Origin of the sequence: Blautia sp. AF17-9LB (genome assembly GCF_003479185.1) — a bacterium.
Lineage (GTDB): Bacteria > Bacillota > Clostridia > Lachnospirales > Lachnospiraceae > Fusicatenibacter > Fusicatenibacter saccharivorans.
The window spans coordinates 1-14,938 of sequence record NZ_QUGU01000011.1 but is presented as its reverse complement, the minus strand read 5'-3'; the positions used below and the strand labels follow the sequence as shown (position 1 = coordinate 14,938).

At 33.6% G+C, this 14,938-nt stretch carries 22 protein-coding genes; all 22 read left to right on the top strand.

The genetic code is table 11. The annotated features are described in order from the left end of the window. Nucleotides 1–180: 180 nt before the first annotated feature. The 22 genes from DWX00_RS12135 to DWX00_RS12045 all read left to right on the top strand — a co-directional run bounded on the left by DWX00_RS12135 (nucleotide 181) and on the right by DWX00_RS12045 (nucleotide 14,835). A complete protein-coding gene (locus DWX00_RS12135) occupies nucleotides 181–1,461 on the top strand; it encodes a phosphoadenosine phosphosulfate reductase family protein (protein WP_118595322.1) in 1,281 nt (426 codons plus the stop codon). Nucleotides 1,462–1,491: 30 nt separating this feature from the next. Then, complete coding sequence (locus DWX00_RS12130) at nucleotides 1,492–1,848, top strand: hypothetical protein (RefSeq protein WP_118595321.1); 357 nt, start codon at nucleotides 1,492–1,494, stop codon at nucleotides 1,846–1,848. Between the two features lie 179 nt (nucleotides 1,849–2,027). Next, a complete protein-coding gene (locus DWX00_RS12125; RefSeq protein ID WP_243038011.1) occupies nucleotides 2,028–3,023 on the top strand; it encodes a phosphoadenosine phosphosulfate reductase domain-containing protein in 996 nt (331 codons plus the stop codon). After that, the gene (locus tag DWX00_RS19475; RefSeq protein WP_147398251.1) at nucleotides 3,020–3,289 is read left to right on the top strand and encodes a hypothetical protein; all 270 of its coding nucleotides are present in this window, start codon (nucleotides 3,020–3,022) and stop codon (nucleotides 3,287–3,289) included. Before DWX00_RS12125 ends, DWX00_RS19475 begins: the two co-directional genes overlap by 4 nt. 72 nt (nucleotides 3,290–3,361) lie before the next feature. Then, entirely contained in the window at nucleotides 3,362–3,577 is a 216-nt protein-coding gene (locus DWX00_RS12120) for a hypothetical protein (protein ID WP_118595320.1), read from the top strand. Between the two features lie 96 nt (nucleotides 3,578–3,673). Further along, a complete protein-coding gene (locus DWX00_RS12115) occupies nucleotides 3,674–4,036 on the top strand; it encodes a hypothetical protein (RefSeq protein ID WP_147398250.1) in 363 nt (120 codons plus the stop codon). Next, a complete protein-coding gene (locus tag DWX00_RS12110) occupies nucleotides 3,999–4,283 on the top strand; it encodes a hypothetical protein (RefSeq protein WP_243038009.1) in 285 nt (94 codons plus the stop codon). Before DWX00_RS12115 ends, DWX00_RS12110 begins: the two co-directional genes overlap by 38 nt. 4 nt (nucleotides 4,284–4,287) lie before the next feature. Next, complete coding sequence (locus tag DWX00_RS19470) at nucleotides 4,288–4,596, top strand: hypothetical protein (protein ID WP_147398249.1); 309 nt, start codon at nucleotides 4,288–4,290, stop codon at nucleotides 4,594–4,596. Nucleotides 4,597–4,613: 17 nt separating this feature from the next. After that, a complete protein-coding gene (locus DWX00_RS12105; protein ID WP_118595318.1) occupies nucleotides 4,614–4,823 on the top strand; it encodes a hypothetical protein in 210 nt (69 codons plus the stop codon). Beyond that, nucleotides 4,816–6,849 carry an NAD-dependent DNA ligase LigA gene (gene ligA, locus DWX00_RS12100; protein ID WP_118595317.1) on the top strand — a complete coding sequence of 678 codons (2,034 nt, stop codon included), beginning with the start codon at nucleotides 4,816–4,818 and terminating at the stop codon, nucleotides 6,847–6,849. Before DWX00_RS12105 ends, ligA begins: the two co-directional genes overlap by 8 nt. Nucleotides 6,850–6,866: 17 nt before the next feature. Next, entirely contained in the window at nucleotides 6,867–7,112 is a 246-nt protein-coding gene (locus DWX00_RS12095; RefSeq protein WP_118595316.1) for an HPr family phosphocarrier protein, read from the top strand. A gap of 2 nt (nucleotides 7,113–7,114) precedes the next feature. Beyond that, complete coding sequence (locus DWX00_RS12090) at nucleotides 7,115–7,735, top strand: hypothetical protein (RefSeq protein WP_118595315.1); 621 nt, start codon at nucleotides 7,115–7,117, stop codon at nucleotides 7,733–7,735. Nucleotides 7,736–7,741: 6 nt separating this feature from the next. Further along, entirely contained in the window at nucleotides 7,742–8,299 is a 558-nt protein-coding gene (locus DWX00_RS12085; protein ID WP_118595314.1) for a hypothetical protein, read from the top strand. Then, nucleotides 8,292–8,855, top strand: a complete 564-nt coding sequence (locus DWX00_RS12080; protein ID WP_118595313.1) for a 5' nucleotidase, NT5C type — start codon at nucleotides 8,292–8,294, stop codon at nucleotides 8,853–8,855. The genes DWX00_RS12085 and DWX00_RS12080 overlap by 8 nt, the downstream gene beginning before the upstream one ends. Before the next feature lie 229 nt (nucleotides 8,856–9,084). Beyond that, nucleotides 9,085–9,255 carry a hypothetical protein gene (locus DWX00_RS19645; protein ID WP_158578824.1) on the top strand — a complete coding sequence of 57 codons (171 nt, stop codon included), beginning with the start codon at nucleotides 9,085–9,087 and terminating at the stop codon, nucleotides 9,253–9,255. Then, nucleotides 9,252–11,414, top strand: a complete 2,163-nt coding sequence (gene nrdD, locus DWX00_RS12075; RefSeq protein WP_118595312.1) for an anaerobic ribonucleoside-triphosphate reductase — start codon at nucleotides 9,252–9,254, stop codon at nucleotides 11,412–11,414. Before DWX00_RS19645 ends, nrdD begins: the two co-directional genes overlap by 4 nt. Nucleotides 11,415–11,468: 54 nt before the next feature. Next, the gene (gene nrdG / locus DWX00_RS12070; protein ID WP_118595311.1) at nucleotides 11,469–12,020 is read left to right on the top strand and encodes an anaerobic ribonucleoside-triphosphate reductase activating protein; all 552 of its coding nucleotides are present in this window, start codon (nucleotides 11,469–11,471) and stop codon (nucleotides 12,018–12,020) included. Beyond that, complete coding sequence (locus tag DWX00_RS12065; RefSeq protein WP_118595310.1) at nucleotides 12,017–12,295, top strand: hypothetical protein; 279 nt, start codon at nucleotides 12,017–12,019, stop codon at nucleotides 12,293–12,295. The genes nrdG and DWX00_RS12065 overlap by 4 nt, the downstream gene beginning before the upstream one ends. Nucleotides 12,296–12,348: 53 nt before the next feature. After that, nucleotides 12,349–13,005, top strand: coding sequence for a hypothetical protein (locus tag DWX00_RS12060; protein ID WP_243038008.1), 657 nt, complete (start codon nucleotides 12,349–12,351; stop codon nucleotides 13,003–13,005). 308 nt (nucleotides 13,006–13,313) lie between these two features. Next, nucleotides 13,314–13,748, top strand: coding sequence for a dUTP diphosphatase (locus DWX00_RS20590; protein WP_118595503.1), 435 nt, complete (start codon nucleotides 13,314–13,316; stop codon nucleotides 13,746–13,748). A gap of 225 nt (nucleotides 13,749–13,973) precedes the next feature. Continuing rightward, entirely contained in the window at nucleotides 13,974–14,213 is a 240-nt protein-coding gene (locus DWX00_RS12050) for an HPr family phosphocarrier protein (protein ID WP_118595502.1), read from the top strand. 4 nt (nucleotides 14,214–14,217) lie between these two features. Then, nucleotides 14,218–14,835, top strand: coding sequence for an SH3 domain-containing protein (locus tag DWX00_RS12045; RefSeq protein WP_158578822.1), 618 nt, complete (start codon nucleotides 14,218–14,220; stop codon nucleotides 14,833–14,835). Nucleotides 14,836–14,938 lie beyond the last annotated feature (103 nt).

The window sequence follows — 14,938 nt, the reverse complement described above, 5'->3', positions numbered from 1 at the left end:
TGTAATCAAATCCCTGTAATCAGGGTTGTATAGCGAGATGGCTTGTATTACCAAAGCAACATAGCGACATAAGGTTAAAACGTAAAATCTTACACTATGACCTAAAATAATTGGTTTCTAAGCATAAGATAGACTCCTTTAACTAATTGGTAAAATCCAAAAGTTAAAGGAAGATTACAATTGAATCCGATATACAATGAATATATCAAATTTTTAAGAGACACTTCTGGCGAAGAATTACCTTATTTAAAAGAAGGATTCTTTTGGCTTGATAAACAGATTATAAAAGGCTTTGATAGTCAACTTGTAGAACATAAATTTTGCAGAGTTAAAGTATCAGATAACCTAGAAAAAGTAGAAATTCTAAAATTAAAATCTTATGAAGATTCATCTGAAGTAGACCTAATAGATTGGAGAACAATGGTCAATCTCAAAGAAAATCATTTGAGAGAAATTGAACATGAAGCTTTATGCCTAATACGTGAAAAGATCAAAGATTATGATGTATATACTCCAATAATACCTGTTTCTATGGGTAAAGATTCTATGGTTACATGTCATTTAGTTCGACAACTATATCCAAACACAAAAGCAATATTCAACAACACATCACTTGATTGTGCTGACACATATAAGATGGTTAAACGGTTTCCGAACTGTAAAATCATGAATCCAGACAAAGGGTTTTATCAATATGTGAAATCTGATTCTATGATTCCATCAAGATTTTCAAGATTCTGTTGTAGGATTTTTAAAGTTGGAGTTATGGTCTCTCAGCTTGATAATAAGCATCCGTATTTAATTTTTATGGGAATGAGAAATGAAGAATCCAATACAAGAAGCAATTATCAAGACGAATGGGTTAATACTTCCGAATGGGGAGACACATGCTGGCAAGGAATACTTCCTATTAGAAAGTGGACGGAATTAGATGTTTGGCTTTATACATTTTGGAAAAATATTGAAGTTAATCCAAAATATAAAAAAGGATATTCAAGAGTTGGATGCCATTGTGCTTGTCCATATTATGCGAAGTCAACATGGATTCTTGATAAATATTGGTATTCAAAAGCATATAAAAGATGGAGAGATATTCTAAGAGAAGATTTTATAAGTAATCAGAAATGGCTGATTATGAACTGCACAATTGAAGAATATCTTACTCAAGCATGGAATGGTGGTGTGTTTAGAAGTGAGCCAACACAAGAAGTTATTGATGAATTTGTAAAGTATACAGGAATTGATAAACAGATTGCGCTGCAATATTTTAATAAGAAATGTTGTGAGTGCAATAAGAGAATAAAACATAAGGAAGTTCTTTCAATGAACTTAAAAATACATGGAAGACAAGTTAATAAATTCTATTGTAAGAAATGTTTGATGAAAGAATTTGATTGGACAAAAGAAGAGTGGGACAAGCAGGTGGAGTCGTTTAAGGCTCAAGGTTGTGCGTTGTTCTAGGTTTTATTGGTAGAAAGGTGGTGAAAAGTAGTGCATCCGAGTGAGTTTTTTAAAAACTGTTCTCTAAGGACAGGAATTGACGTATTTGAAATTTATGATTCAGATTTAAAAGAAAAACTAAGAAATATACATCCAAAGAATTTCTTGAAAACAAAAATTACATTGCCGGTATATAAAGTCAATTTATCTTATCTTACAGAAAAAGGTAATTATAAAACAGTTGATAGATATGCAGTAATGGATTCAAGTGCAGATGATGAGTATTTTGATTTCTGGCTAGATATGTTTATGAGAGATTATAATAATGATAATCCAAATCACAAGATGGTAAATTGTGAAATAAACAACATAGAAAGACTTTGCGAAGCTGTACTACCGATTGGTTAGCTTTTTACCATATGTATTTAATACCTTTGTGCAGCAAAGGTTGTCACGATGATTTATAGAAGACGGATCATTGGTTAATATAAATCGAAAAAGCAATGTGATAGTGACGTAAAAAGACACTCACGAAGTATGGCTTTGCCTCATTGAAATGAAATAATTTTCAGTGAGGAAAGTACATATTGGTACAGAAAGCTAATACAATTGAGGAATTATTAAATGGTTGTCCTGTAAATCAAATGATTTGTGACAACTTGATTCGTGCATGGGCAATTATTAACAATACAAAGTATAAGAAAATTGTTTGTGCAATCTCTGGCGGTTCAGACAGTGATGTAATGTTAGATATTGTTTGGAGATGTGATAAAGATAACAAGGTAGATTATGTATGGTTTGATACAGGTCTTGAATATCAAGCCACGAAAAATCATTTAAAATATCTTGAAGAAAGATATGATATTACGTTTGTAAAGAAACGTCCTAAAATTCCAATTCCTGCAAGTTGCAAGAATTATGGAGAACCGTTTATGTCTAAGATTACAAGTGAATTTTTACAACGGTTACAAAGACATAACTTTCAGTGGGAAGATGAAGACTTTGATACATTATATAAGAAGTATCCGAAATGTCAATCTGCATTACAATGGTGGTGCAATACAAATCTAACAGATAACTTCAATATTCGTAGAAATAAATATCTAAAAGAATTTATGATTCAAAACAATCCAACATTTAAAATTTCAAATAGATGCTGCAAATATGCGAAAAAAGATTTAATTCATAACCTGCTAAAAGAGGAAGATTATGATCTGAATATATTTGGTGTACGAAAAACTGAGGGTGGTGCAAGAGTTAGATATGGTAACTGCTTCGATGAGAGTGATAAGTATGACAATTACAGACCGTTGTTTTGGTATAAAAATTCAGATAAAGAAGATTATGAGAAAGCGTATGGGATTATACATAGCAAATGTTATACGGAATATGGATTAAAACGTACAGGATGTTGTGGTTGTCCTTATGGAAGAGATTTTGAGAATGAATTAGATGTAATTGAGAAGTATGAACCTAAACTATATAAAGCAGTAACGAATATTTTCAAAGATTCTTATGAATATACAAGAAAGTACATGGAGTTTAGAAAAATGATGGATGAGAAGGAGAGAATCAAACAATGAGAATATTAGCAGTACATAATGACCATATAAAGAAACCAGATCCAGAAAGAAAGTATGGTTGTGTTTGTAACAAATGTGGTACAGTATTTATTTTTGCAAGGTCTGAAGCTTGTATTCCAAGATGTATTAACCCAAAACCTAGTCAATGCACAGTTAGATGTCCAAATTCTAGTTGTCAGAACGTTATGACATTTGATTTGTGTAAGGAATTAAAAACTCTTACAGATGAGAATGATTTTTGCGATTTCTATGCAGATGATAAATAAATATATGAATTTTGGGTTTCATTTATCTTTGCTATTATAACCAAAATAAGGTAATACACTGAGGAATCGACTATGGAAGAAATGATTGAAAAATTAAAAGAATGGGTTAATAAAAACTATGATCCATATGCATGTGGATTTACACCACAGCGTTCAGAAGGAAATTATTATGATTGTTTCTTTGATGGAGAATCTTGTGGTACATCGTATGCTGCATATGAAGTAGGACAAATCTTAGGTTTAGAGCTTGCTCCACCAGAAGATGACGGAGAGAATAATGAATATTAATTATTGAATGAATGAGCGTGTATGTGGTGGGATTACCATGGTAGACCCAAAATCAAAGAAAAAATATGTTTCTTTAATGACATACAAGAGATTAATATGACACGAAATACAGTCGAACAATGTCATGATTATATAAGGTATAAACCAATCATTACAAAAGATGAAAGAACTCTTTCGTTTTCAGCAAATATATCAAAGATCAATCCAGCAATTCTTAGCGCTGATCTTTCTAAGACGCCAGATCAAGTTAATATTTTGTATGTCAAGAAAATCCAAGCAAGAAAACATCATAAGAAGAGAATTAATAAAAAATGGCTTAAACGTTATGGGTACAAAGAGCAGTTGTTTAATTTAGGACGATGGAATTGTAAATCAACTGATCAATTTGGTGAAGAATATAAATTTACAAGAAAGGTAATAGATGATGCTAATTCCGACAGTACCAGCAAAAGAATTTGAAAAATTCGGATTTAAAAAATGTAAAGGAATGCCAAAAGATACAGAGTGTTATTATCTTTGTGTAGCACGAGGGTCTAAGATGTTATTTGTTAGTAATATATATTTTGGAGTAAATGATTGGATAAAGGACGATCAAAGAATTCATAAAAATGCCAATTGCAGATATAGCGATAAAAGAGATTATCTTGATATTGTTTATGAATTAATTAAAGAAGGTATGTTAAAAAGCAGTTTTTATAAGAGGTAAAACCATGAAAAACAAATTACTAATATTTTTGTGTGTCAGTATTTTACTATCATTTTCAGGATGTAGAGTAGAATCAGCACAAGCAAATGTAAAAACGAACGATACTGTAACAGTAAAATCTCTTGGAACCGATAATTTAATTAACATTGGTGGATATTTATATTATGATAGTACAACAAAAATCGTGTATTTTTGGAACGGATCAATTGGATATGGTCGAGCTTCAACAACACCATCACCATATTTTGCGCCAAATGGTCTTCCATATAAGTATGAACCAGAAACAAATACATTTGTAGAAATCACAGAATAGTCGAGAGGAAAGAAAATATGAGAGATCCAAATAGATTATATAATTTTTATAATGAAGTAACAAGATTACACATGACATATAGACCAGATTGGAGAATTGGTCAATTTTGGGATGGTTTTAAAAAATGGCTGGATGGATGTAAACATATTGATATTTATTATCTGGAAGACAATGAATTGCTTGAATATTTAAAAGAAATGTGTGGGGAGAAATCGGTAAATGGATAAGATCAAACGAATGAAAGAACTGATTCATGATCTGAATAGGGCATCAGATTCTTATTATGGATCAGGAACAACACTTATGAGTGACGCCGAATTTGATTCAAAGTTACTTGAATTAAAGCAATTGGAAGAAGAAGCAAATACAGTATTTCCGAACAGCCCAGTCAATAGAGTTGGTGGAGCAGTACTAAAATCACTTATCAAAGTAAAACATGAGACTCCTATGTTAAGTCTTGACAAATGCCACTCTGTAGAAGAAATCAAAAAATTTGCAGCAGGACACGATATTGTAGCTTCTATTAAACTTGATGGTATTAGTTGTAGATTGATTTACCAAGATGGTGAATTAATCGGGGCGGAATCTCGTGGCAATGGTACAGAAGGAAATGATATTTTACAGCATGTAAAACAGTTTATGAATGTTCCACTACGTATTAATAAAAAGGGCAAATATGTTATCGATGGTGAAGCTTTAATCAAGCTTGATGACTTTGAAGAGATCAATAAAAATGGAGAATATAAAAATAGCCGTAATCTTACTGCAGGAACACTTTCAAGTTTGGATACATCGGTCGTCAAAGACAGAAAACTAAGTTGGTATGCCTGGGAAGTGGTAGAAGAAGTTGATCCTATTCTAGCAATTAGCAATAACGATTATGAAGCACATGATAGTTTTTATTTCAGATTACTTGAAGCAGGGAAGCTAGGGTTTAGTATTGTTCCGTGTGAAGTATTAGGTTTAAAGTATTATCAAAATGAAGAGCTACAATGTAAAATTGATAATTTTATTAGTCTTGCTGCAGAAAAGCACCTTCCACAAGATGGGGTTGTATTTAAATTTGAAGATGTAGAATACGGTAAGTCTCTTGGTAGTACAGAACACCACAACAGGAATGGTATCGCATTTAAAGTAAAAAACGATTCCGTAGAAACTACATTGAAAGATATCGAATTCACAATGGGTAAGACGGGTATTCTAACACCGACTGCAGTATTTGAACCTGTGGAAACTGAAGGGAGTACTGTAGAGAGAGCTTCTTTACATAATGTTTCTGTCATGCGAGAACTAATGCCTCGTCCATTCAGAGGACAAAGAATTGGCGTATTTAAAGCCAATCTTATAATTCCCCAATTGCGTTGGGCAGAAGAGTTCATTTCAGATGGATTTGAAAAGGATATGGAAAAATCTTTTATTCATATTCCTGATAAATGTCCAGTATGCGGCGAACCAACTAAAATCATTAAAGAAAACGATTCAGAAGTTCTATGGTGTACAAACCCTGAATGTAAGGGCAAATTACTTGGCAAACTAACTCATGCAGTTAGTAGAAACACACTGAATATTGATGGTTTATCTGAAGCGACAATTCAAAAATTCATTTCTCTAGGATGGTTAAATTCTATCCAAGACATCTATTATCTCACCAAGTACGAAAAACAAATGAAAAATCTTGATGGTTTCGGTTCGAAATCAGTTTCCAAACTATTTGATTCAATTGAAAAGAGCAGAAATACCACACTGGATAGATTTTTATATGCATTATCAATTCCTCTTGTTGGCAAAACAGCAAGTAAAGTTATTGCCGAGGCGGAAGATTATCAATTCGAAAGTTTTGTACGAGATATGACGCATCCAGGTGCAAAATTCTTTTCTCATATTCCTGGCATTGGAGATTCTATTATTAATTCACTTGATGAATATTTCAATAGAGAATGTAGTAACGTGTGGGAACTTGGTAAAGAATTTACATTCGAAACGCCAAAGAAAGTATCTCTCAAAACAAGTAGCGGAAAAGATTTGACGGGACAAACATTTGTTGTTACCGGTAGTTTGAAACATTTCGAGAATCGAGATGCACTCAAAGAGAAGATTGAATCTCTAGGTGGAAAAGTATCTGGATCGATTTCGAAGAAGGTTACTGCATTGATCAATAATGATGTTAATTCTACGTCAAGTAAAAATACGAAAGCAAAGAGCCTTGGTGTAAAAATTATGAGTGAAGATGAATTCCTAGAATACATCAGCTAAGAAAGAAGGTGAAAAATATGAATGATCGCAAAATTAAAATCTGTCTTAAAACAGTAAACAATGCAAGTTTATTCGTAGCTAAATGTGGAGAATATAAAGATTGGGATATCAATTATATTCACGGAAGACTTGTTCTTGATGCTAAATCTCTGATGGGTGTACTAAGCGTTGCGATTGACGCACCTGCGTATGTGGAGATTTTAACAGATGATGAAAAAGTTCTTGATAATTTTAAAAATGATATGACATTATGGGAGGTATAAAAATGGGAATAACAATTTTTAATTGGATTAATGATGACTGGAAACGAGTGAAAAATCATTGCAGAACTACAGATAACAAAGAGTTTACTGACAAAGATGCCACAGAAAAATGGATGAGTAAACTACTTGTGTCTGAACATTCGCCAATTAGATTACTTGAATTTGATTGGTCGTGGAAAAAAATTCCATACTGGGTTAGTACAGAATGGAGCAGACATAAGTTTGAAAAATTTATTAGTACTCAACGAGATGATAGATTAAAAGATGATATTCCAAGATCAGGAAAACCACAAGATGCGCCTGTTAATTTTGATGGATATGCAAATATGCAAAATGTTATTGATTCTTGGAGAAAAAGATTATGTGGAGCAGCAACTGATGAAGCAAAAGAATTGGCGGAAGATTTTAAGATTGAATTACATAAAAATCATCCACTCGAATCAAATATTCTTGTTCCAAATTGTATTTATAGAGCAGGATGCCCTGAATTTACACAGTGTGGATTCTTTTCCCGTTTTCAGAAATGGCTCAGAGAGAACAACAAAGAAATGGATTGGCTAAATATTCAGAAAAGATATGATTTATATAACGAATACTTCTACAGTTTACATGGAGAGGAGTGATTCCTTTTGCACACACTATATTGTATCCTTGGCAGAACTTCTTCTGGCAAATCCTCTATTGCCAAAGAAGCTGCTAAGAAATTAAATATGACGGTTCTTAAATCTTATACAACCAGATCTATACGACCAGGCGAAACAGTTGATAATTCAGATCATATTTTTATTTCACCTGATGACGTTGAAAAATATAAACCAAACATGGTGGCATATACAGATCGAGTTGGATATTGCAGTTTTGCAACAAAAGAGCAAATCTTAAATTCTAATTTCTATATCATTGATCCAGTCGGATTATATACACTTAAACTCAAAACAAGAGATATAGATGTCCGTCTAGTATCTATCTATATTACAACCCCATATACAACTGCAGAAGAACGTGCAAAGAAACGTGGTGACTATGATTCATGGAAACAGAACTATGCTGCAGAAAATGATTCGTTCAGCAATTTTGAAAAATCTAATCTAATTGATTATCGTATTCTCAATGACAGGTCATTGGAAACTTCTGTAGAAAAAATGATAAACATTATTCGAAAGGATTTGAATAAAAACAATGTATAGACCAGATATTAAAACGATCTATATTGACTTCGATAATACGCTAGTGGACACGATCAAAACGATTGTGTCCCTATACAACGAAGACTTTGAATATTATAAGAAATTCCATCATGTTAATTGGTGGGAGATTAACTCATATGATTTTAAAGAATTGACCTGTACATCTAAGGAATACATTAATACATACTTTAACACACCACGATTCTTTTATGAACTGGAATTTATGCCAGATGCACATGAAATTATTGATGAACTTGGAAAAGTATATCAGGTAAAAATTGTTAGCATGGGTTATTCTCCAAACTTAAAACAAAAAGAACAGTGGATTAATCAGTATCTTTTCTATCCAGAATTTATTGGTGTAAATATGAAAAAATACAAAGATAAATCACATATAGATATGAGCGATGGCATTCTTATTGATGATTCGGTACATATGTTAGAAACAAGTAATGCTCAAGAAAAATATTGTTTTGGGGATATTTATAGTTGGAATAAAGATTGGGCTGGAAAGAGGTTAATGAATTGGACGGATATTGCACATTTACTATTATGAAAGGAAGAAAATTAGACATTGTATATTGGAACAAGCGGCGAGCTATGCCGTACACTAAAACAAATGGGAGATGATTTTATTACTGTAGAAATCGAAGGACAAGACAGAGAATATATCATTGAAGCTGTAACAAGACAATCAAATTACAGTGAATCGCCTTGTAGCCATATCTGTATTAAATGCAGAGATGGTGGTCAAGGATATATCAAAAGGTAGGAGGTAACTAATAATGAGTGTACTTTATGTGGTACTTGGAGCAGTTCTTGGGATTGGGTTTTGCACAACTGTAATGTCGTTGTGTAAAATTTCCAAGAGTGCTGATGAAGAATTGGAGCAAATGAATAACTGCTGCAATTACACTTGGAAGAAAGAAGAAATTCATGAGGAGGTGGAGAAATGAGAGTAGTAAAGAAAGATGGAACAATTGAAGAATATCAAGAGCAAAAAATCATTGATGCTTGCAATAAAGCTGCAAGAAGAGCAATGGTTGAACTAAGTAATCAAGACTATGAAAAAATCCTGAATGATGTTTGGGAAGAAATCGAAGAAAACTACGATGATGATACAAGCATCGAAATTTATGATATGCATAATATCGTCGAAGCTGTATTGGAAGAAGACTACCCAAAAGTAGCCAAAATGTATAAAGAATATCGGAATTACAAAAAAGATTTTGTACATATGATGGATAAAGTATATGAGCGTAGCCAGTCCATCCGCTACATCGGAGACAAGAGCAATGCCAACACAGACAGCGCCCTTGTTGCAACGAAGCGAAGCCTGATTTTCAACGAGCTGAATAGTGAATTATATAAAAAATTCTTTTTAACATATGCAGAAAAACAAGCAGCAAAAGATGGATATATTTATATCCATGATAGGTCTGCTCGACTCGATACGATTAATTGTTGCCTTTTTAACGTAGGGGATGTTATGAAAAACGGTTTTGAAATGGGTAACATTTGGTATAATGAGCCAAACTATTTGGATACGGCTTTTGATGTTATGGGAGATATTATTTTATCAACAGCAGCGCAACAATATGGTGGTTTTACCGTTCCAGAAGCAGATAAGATTCTTGAACCATATGCAGAAAAATCATATAGAAAATATTTTGATGAATTTAAAGACATATCTTTTTGTGTAGATTCAGAATTCGATAATGATTTACTCAATGATATAGCAGATAAATATGCAACCAATAAAGTACATCGTGACTTTGAACAAGGTTGGCAAGGAATTGAATATAAATTGAACTCGGTTTCTTCGAGTCGAGGGGATTATCCATTCGTTACGATAACTATTGGTCTTGCTACGTCTAAATTCGGCAAAATGGCTGCAATTACGCTTCTTAATGTACATAAGGACGGACAGGGTAAAAAAGGATTTAAACGTCCTGTATTGTTCCCTAAAATCGTATTTCTATATGACAAAGAATTGCATGGTGATGGATCGGATAAATATCCGAGTGCAGATGTGTTTAATGCAGGAATTGATTGCAGCGCAAAAACTATGTATCCGGATTGGTTATCTTTAACTGGCGATGGATATGTAGCAGAAATGTATAAAAAATATAAAAAAGTGGTTAGTCCTATGGGGTGTAGGGCTTTTCTTAGTCCATGGTATGAACGTGGTGGTATGCATCCAGCAGATGAAAATGATACACCAATTTTTAAAGGAAGATTTAATCTTGGGGTTGTTTCCTTGCATCTTCCAATGATTCTTGCAAAAGCTCGTAGAGAGTCAAAAGATTTTTATGAAGTATTAGATTACTATCTTGAACTTGTTCGTGGATTACATAAAAGAACCTATGATTACATTGGAGAGCTTCATGCCAGTGTTAATCCGGTTGCTTTCTGTGAAGGTGGTTTTTTAGGTGGACATCTAAATCCAGATGATAAAATTAAATCTATTCTTCCTCCAATGACAATGAGTTATGGTATCACTGCACTGAATGAACTTCAGAGACTTTATAATGGAAAATCTATTAGAGAAGATGGGCAATTTGTCTTAGAGGTCATGCAGTATATCAATGATTACACAAACAGAATCAAGGAAGAAGACCATATTTTATATGCAATTTACGGTACGCCCGCAGAGTCACTTTGTGGTTTGCAGGTAGAGCAATTCCGTAAAATTTATGGGATTATTGAAAACGTATCCGACAAAGAATATGTAAGCAATAGTTTCCATTGCCATGTATCAGAAGATATGAATCCGATTGAAAAACAAGATAAGGAAGGAAGATTCTGGAATCTGTTTAACGGTGGGAAAATTCAATACTGTAGATATAATCTTGGCTATAACAAACAGGCAATTAAAACACTTGTACTTAGAGCAATGAATAAAGGGTTCTATGAAGGTGTAAATCTTGCAATGTGTTATTGTGAAGATTGTGGATACCAGCAAGTAGAAATGGATACTTGTCCAAAATGTGGAAGTAAAATGATTACAAAGATCGACAGAATGAACGGGTACTTAGGGTTTACAAGAGTTCACGGTCAAACTCGCTATAACGAAGCAAAGAATGCAGAAATCAAGGACAGGGTAAGCATGTAATCATTAAATATTATATGGGCTGGATGTATTATTTCCAGCCCTGTTAGGAGAAATATGAATTATCACAATATTACATATCCAGACCAAAATAATGGAGACGGACTAAGAGTTGTTGTGTGGGTGTCTGGATGTAGCCATCATTGTTCAGAATGCCAAAATCCTCAAACCTGGAATCCACACGGTGGCATTGAATTTAATAATGATGCAGAACAAGAAGTTATGGATCAAATATCAAAAGACTATATTAGTGGCATTACTTGGAGTGGTGGAGATCCAATGTTTGAATCTAATATTGAAACTGTATTAGATATTACACAAAAAATCAAAAAACAATATCCGAATAAAACGATATGGTTATACACAGGCTACAAATTTGAACAATTAATCTGGCCTGTTATAACTGGTGATTTTAATCCAGAAAGAGATAAACGTCTGAAACAAACAAGAAAACTAATCTCTTTATGTGATGTCATTGTTGACGGTCGGTATAAAAAAGAACTACGTGATGTCTCTTTACATTGGTGTGGGTCATCCAATCAACGAGTAATTGATGTGCAAAAAACTCTTGCTCAAAATAAAATTATTTTATACGAGGATAACAAATGACACAACAACTACATAAAAATGACATTTTATACTACGCCAGAATTATGCCAACATTGGGCTTATACGATGTATACGAGCTTAAAATTCGTACTATTAATGAAGAAAACAGATGGTTCTGTGGCATGGAAAAACGTACTAAAATAGCATATCTTTTCAGCTATGATAATATTGGCAAGACGATCTTCTTTGATCGAAAAGAAGCTCTTAAAGCAGTTAAACAAGCTGAAAAGAATAAAATCCCAGTTAGCAACGAAACACTGTACGAAGAATACTAGGAGGTGATATTACGCCAAGTCCACTAATGAAATACAAAGGAACATATCGTCTAATGGCTAATCTAGATCATGATACAAATGATTTTCCACGAGACGATAAAGGAAATCTTGATACAGATGATATCTATATCAAGTGTCAATATGGTAATCAAATCTATTATTATGGCAGAAATGATCTTGTAGCTTACATTCCATCAATTGGAAGGGGTCACAACATTCTCAGAACAATTGCGTTAGATAAACTTCAAATTGAAGATAAAATCCCATACGAAGAACTTTATCCTCAACTATTGTCAGAAGGAACAGTAAAACATATCATGGAAAATGATGAAGAAATTGAATTTCATTTTCATCCAAAAGACCTTTCTTATATTGCAACACTTCTTAAGGCATTCACATATGGAGCAGATATTTCACCATTCTCAACTAGAAATCTCCCAAAACAAAAATATGAAATACCAGAATCTGATCTTGAACAGTATAAACAGGTTGTAAAAGATGTCCCAAAAGATAAATTTCTTATCATATCTCGTGCTACATCCAATTATATCTTTGAGCATATGCAGAAAATGAAACAATATAAGCCTGAGCCAATTAAAAAACTGATGCGTAAAAAAATGCTTAAGGGTAAGGAATTTATCCATTCTGAGAAACAATGGGATGATTTTCTCAAATATCTAAGCAAGGAGGTATCTGTATGCTTGACTTAAACAATTATGAATTAGTAACAGATCTCTCAAATAATAAGCTCAGAAAGAATGGATTCGCCTTTGGTTGTTATCGAAGGAGTGTATATAAAGATACGATTGAGTTTCGTCTATATATTGATATTGAAGAACAGGACGTATTCTATCAAGTGTTCGACTCAGATCATAATCAGCTCTATATTCCTTATTACAACAGAGAATATGGTAATAACAAGATTGTAAAAGAGATTGATAGAAAAATTAATCGTATTATGAAAACTATGGTGAACCAAAAAATCCTAAAGAAAACAAAAGAAGAGGAGAATAATACTATGGATACAGAAACAATTAAAATTAAATACTTTGCAGACATTGAACCGATTGCACCAATTCAGAATGGTGATTGGATTGATTTAAGAGCTGCAGAAGATGTTCACATCAAAAAAGGTGAATTTAGACTTATTTCTCTTGGTGTTGGAATGAAACTTCCTGATGGATATGAAGCTCATATTGTACCACGTAGCAGTACATATAAGAATTTTAAAATTATCCAAAGTAACCACCAAGCGGTCATTGACAACATGTTCTGTGGGCCACAGGACTGTTGGAGATATCCAGCTATTGCTATGGAAGATACAGTTATCCATAAAAACGATCGTATCTGTCAGTTCCGTATCATGAAGAAACAGCCAGAAATTCATTTCGAAACTGTTAAAGAACTAAGCGGCAAAAGTCGTGGCGGCTTTGGAAGTACAGGTAAAAACTAATATGGACGACGATCTACAATACAGAGAAGAAAACTGGGCATGGGATGCTCAATGTGCAGCAGTGGATGAGAGAATATTAACTTGTCCACGCTGCGGATCAATTATGCTTCCTCAGTTCCAAAAATATGAATATATGGGAGCTGGATGGGAAGAATGGTATGAATGTACCAATGCCTCATGTGGGTATTGTTGCAAAATATAAATTATGCAAAGGAGAACAAAACAATGAAACTACAAAAACAAATCATTCTTGATAACGTTGATAAAGTAAAAGCGTTTGTTATGACAGTCAGCAAATATCCTGGAGATGCAACACTTGTATCTGGAAGATATGTTGTTGACGCCAAATCAATTATGGGTATCTTTTCACTAGCTCTAAATAAACCAGTGGAATTTACCTATGAAGGTGAACTAACAGCAGAGCTTGCTAAAGAAGTACAAGTATATGAAAGTCAGGAGGTCTAAACCATTGAATAATTTTAAGAAAAAACTAGCAACTACTGTAACTCTACTAACCGTTTTACTCACCCCAACATTGGCTAATGCAGAGACTAAATATGTTGAACCTACCATCGGTCTTAATTATCGTGTTGGAAATTCCACTAACACAAAGAAAATCGGAGCTTTACCGTATGGATCTTCTGTAGAGGTTTTAGAAATTACAGATAACAACTGGGCAAAAGTAAAGATTGATGATCAGATGTTCTATATGTCCAACGAATATCTTTCTGATGTACCTCTAGTTCCTGAACCCATTCTACAATCCCAATCAATTGAGTCATCACCAGTAACGACATCGTATTCTGGATATAGTCTCGGTACATATCGAATTACTCACTATTGTGGATGCGTAAGCTGCAATGGTTCTTGGGCTGGCAGTCCAACGGCATCTGGTGCATATCCTGTAGCTGGCAGAACAGTTGCCATGGCTGATTTACCGTTTGGAACTGAAGTAGAAATTAACGGTCAGATCTACACGGTAGAAGATCGTGGAGTACCGAGTGGATGCGTTGATATTTATGTCGACAACCATTCTGAAGCTCTTAATTCAGGTATGTATTATGCAGAAGTTAGAGTAGTGGGATAGTTGACATGGAGAAAATCTGAGGTTATAATATCCCCAACAAGGTTTTCTCTATGTCCCAGGGCAACCCAGTTGATCCTCAAAAGGGCAAAGTCACTGATCCTCT

What these genes read in the sequence shown, in the direction of transcription:
- DWX00_RS12120 (WP_118595320.1), top strand. Translation starts at nt 3,362, where the DNA reads ATGGAAGAAATGATTGAAAAATTAAAAGAATGGGTTAATAAAAACTAT.
- DWX00_RS12095 (WP_118595316.1), top strand. Translation starts at nt 6,867, where the DNA reads ATGAATGATCGCAAAATTAAAATCTGTCTTAAAACAGTAAACAATGCA.
- nrdG (WP_118595311.1), top strand. Translation starts at nt 11,469, where the DNA reads ATGAATTATCACAATATTACATATCCAGACCAAAATAATGGAGACGGA.
- DWX00_RS12065 (WP_118595310.1), top strand. Translation starts at nt 12,017, where the DNA reads ATGACACAACAACTACATAAAAATGACATTTTATACTACGCCAGAATT.
- DWX00_RS20590 (WP_118595503.1), top strand. Translation starts at nt 13,314, where the DNA reads ATGGATACAGAAACAATTAAAATTAAATACTTTGCAGACATTGAACCG.
- DWX00_RS12090 (WP_118595315.1), top strand. Translation starts at nt 7,115, where the DNA reads ATGGGAATAACAATTTTTAATTGGATTAATGATGACTGGAAACGAGTG.
- nrdD (WP_118595312.1), top strand. Translation starts at nt 9,252, where the DNA reads ATGAGAGTAGTAAAGAAAGATGGAACAATTGAAGAATATCAAGAGCAA.
- DWX00_RS12115 (WP_147398250.1), top strand. Translation starts at nt 3,674, where the DNA reads ATGACACGAAATACAGTCGAACAATGTCATGATTATATAAGGTATAAA.
- DWX00_RS19645 (WP_158578824.1), top strand. Translation starts at nt 9,085, where the DNA reads ATGAGTGTACTTTATGTGGTACTTGGAGCAGTTCTTGGGATTGGGTTT.
- DWX00_RS19470 (WP_147398249.1), top strand. Translation starts at nt 4,288, where the DNA reads ATGAAAAACAAATTACTAATATTTTTGTGTGTCAGTATTTTACTATCA.
- DWX00_RS12060 (WP_243038008.1), top strand. Translation starts at nt 12,349, where the DNA reads ATGGCTAATCTAGATCATGATACAAATGATTTTCCACGAGACGATAAA.
- DWX00_RS12105 (WP_118595318.1), top strand. Translation starts at nt 4,614, where the DNA reads ATGAGAGATCCAAATAGATTATATAATTTTTATAATGAAGTAACAAGA.
- DWX00_RS19475 (WP_147398251.1), top strand. Translation starts at nt 3,020, where the DNA reads ATGAGAATATTAGCAGTACATAATGACCATATAAAGAAACCAGATCCA.
- DWX00_RS12050 (WP_118595502.1), top strand. Translation starts at nt 13,974, where the DNA reads ATGAAACTACAAAAACAAATCATTCTTGATAACGTTGATAAAGTAAAA.
- DWX00_RS12080 (WP_118595313.1), top strand. Translation starts at nt 8,292, where the DNA reads ATGTATAGACCAGATATTAAAACGATCTATATTGACTTCGATAATACG.
- DWX00_RS12110 (WP_243038009.1), top strand. Translation starts at nt 3,999, where the DNA reads ATGATGCTAATTCCGACAGTACCAGCAAAAGAATTTGAAAAATTCGGA.
- ligA (WP_118595317.1), top strand. Translation starts at nt 4,816, where the DNA reads ATGGATAAGATCAAACGAATGAAAGAACTGATTCATGATCTGAATAGG.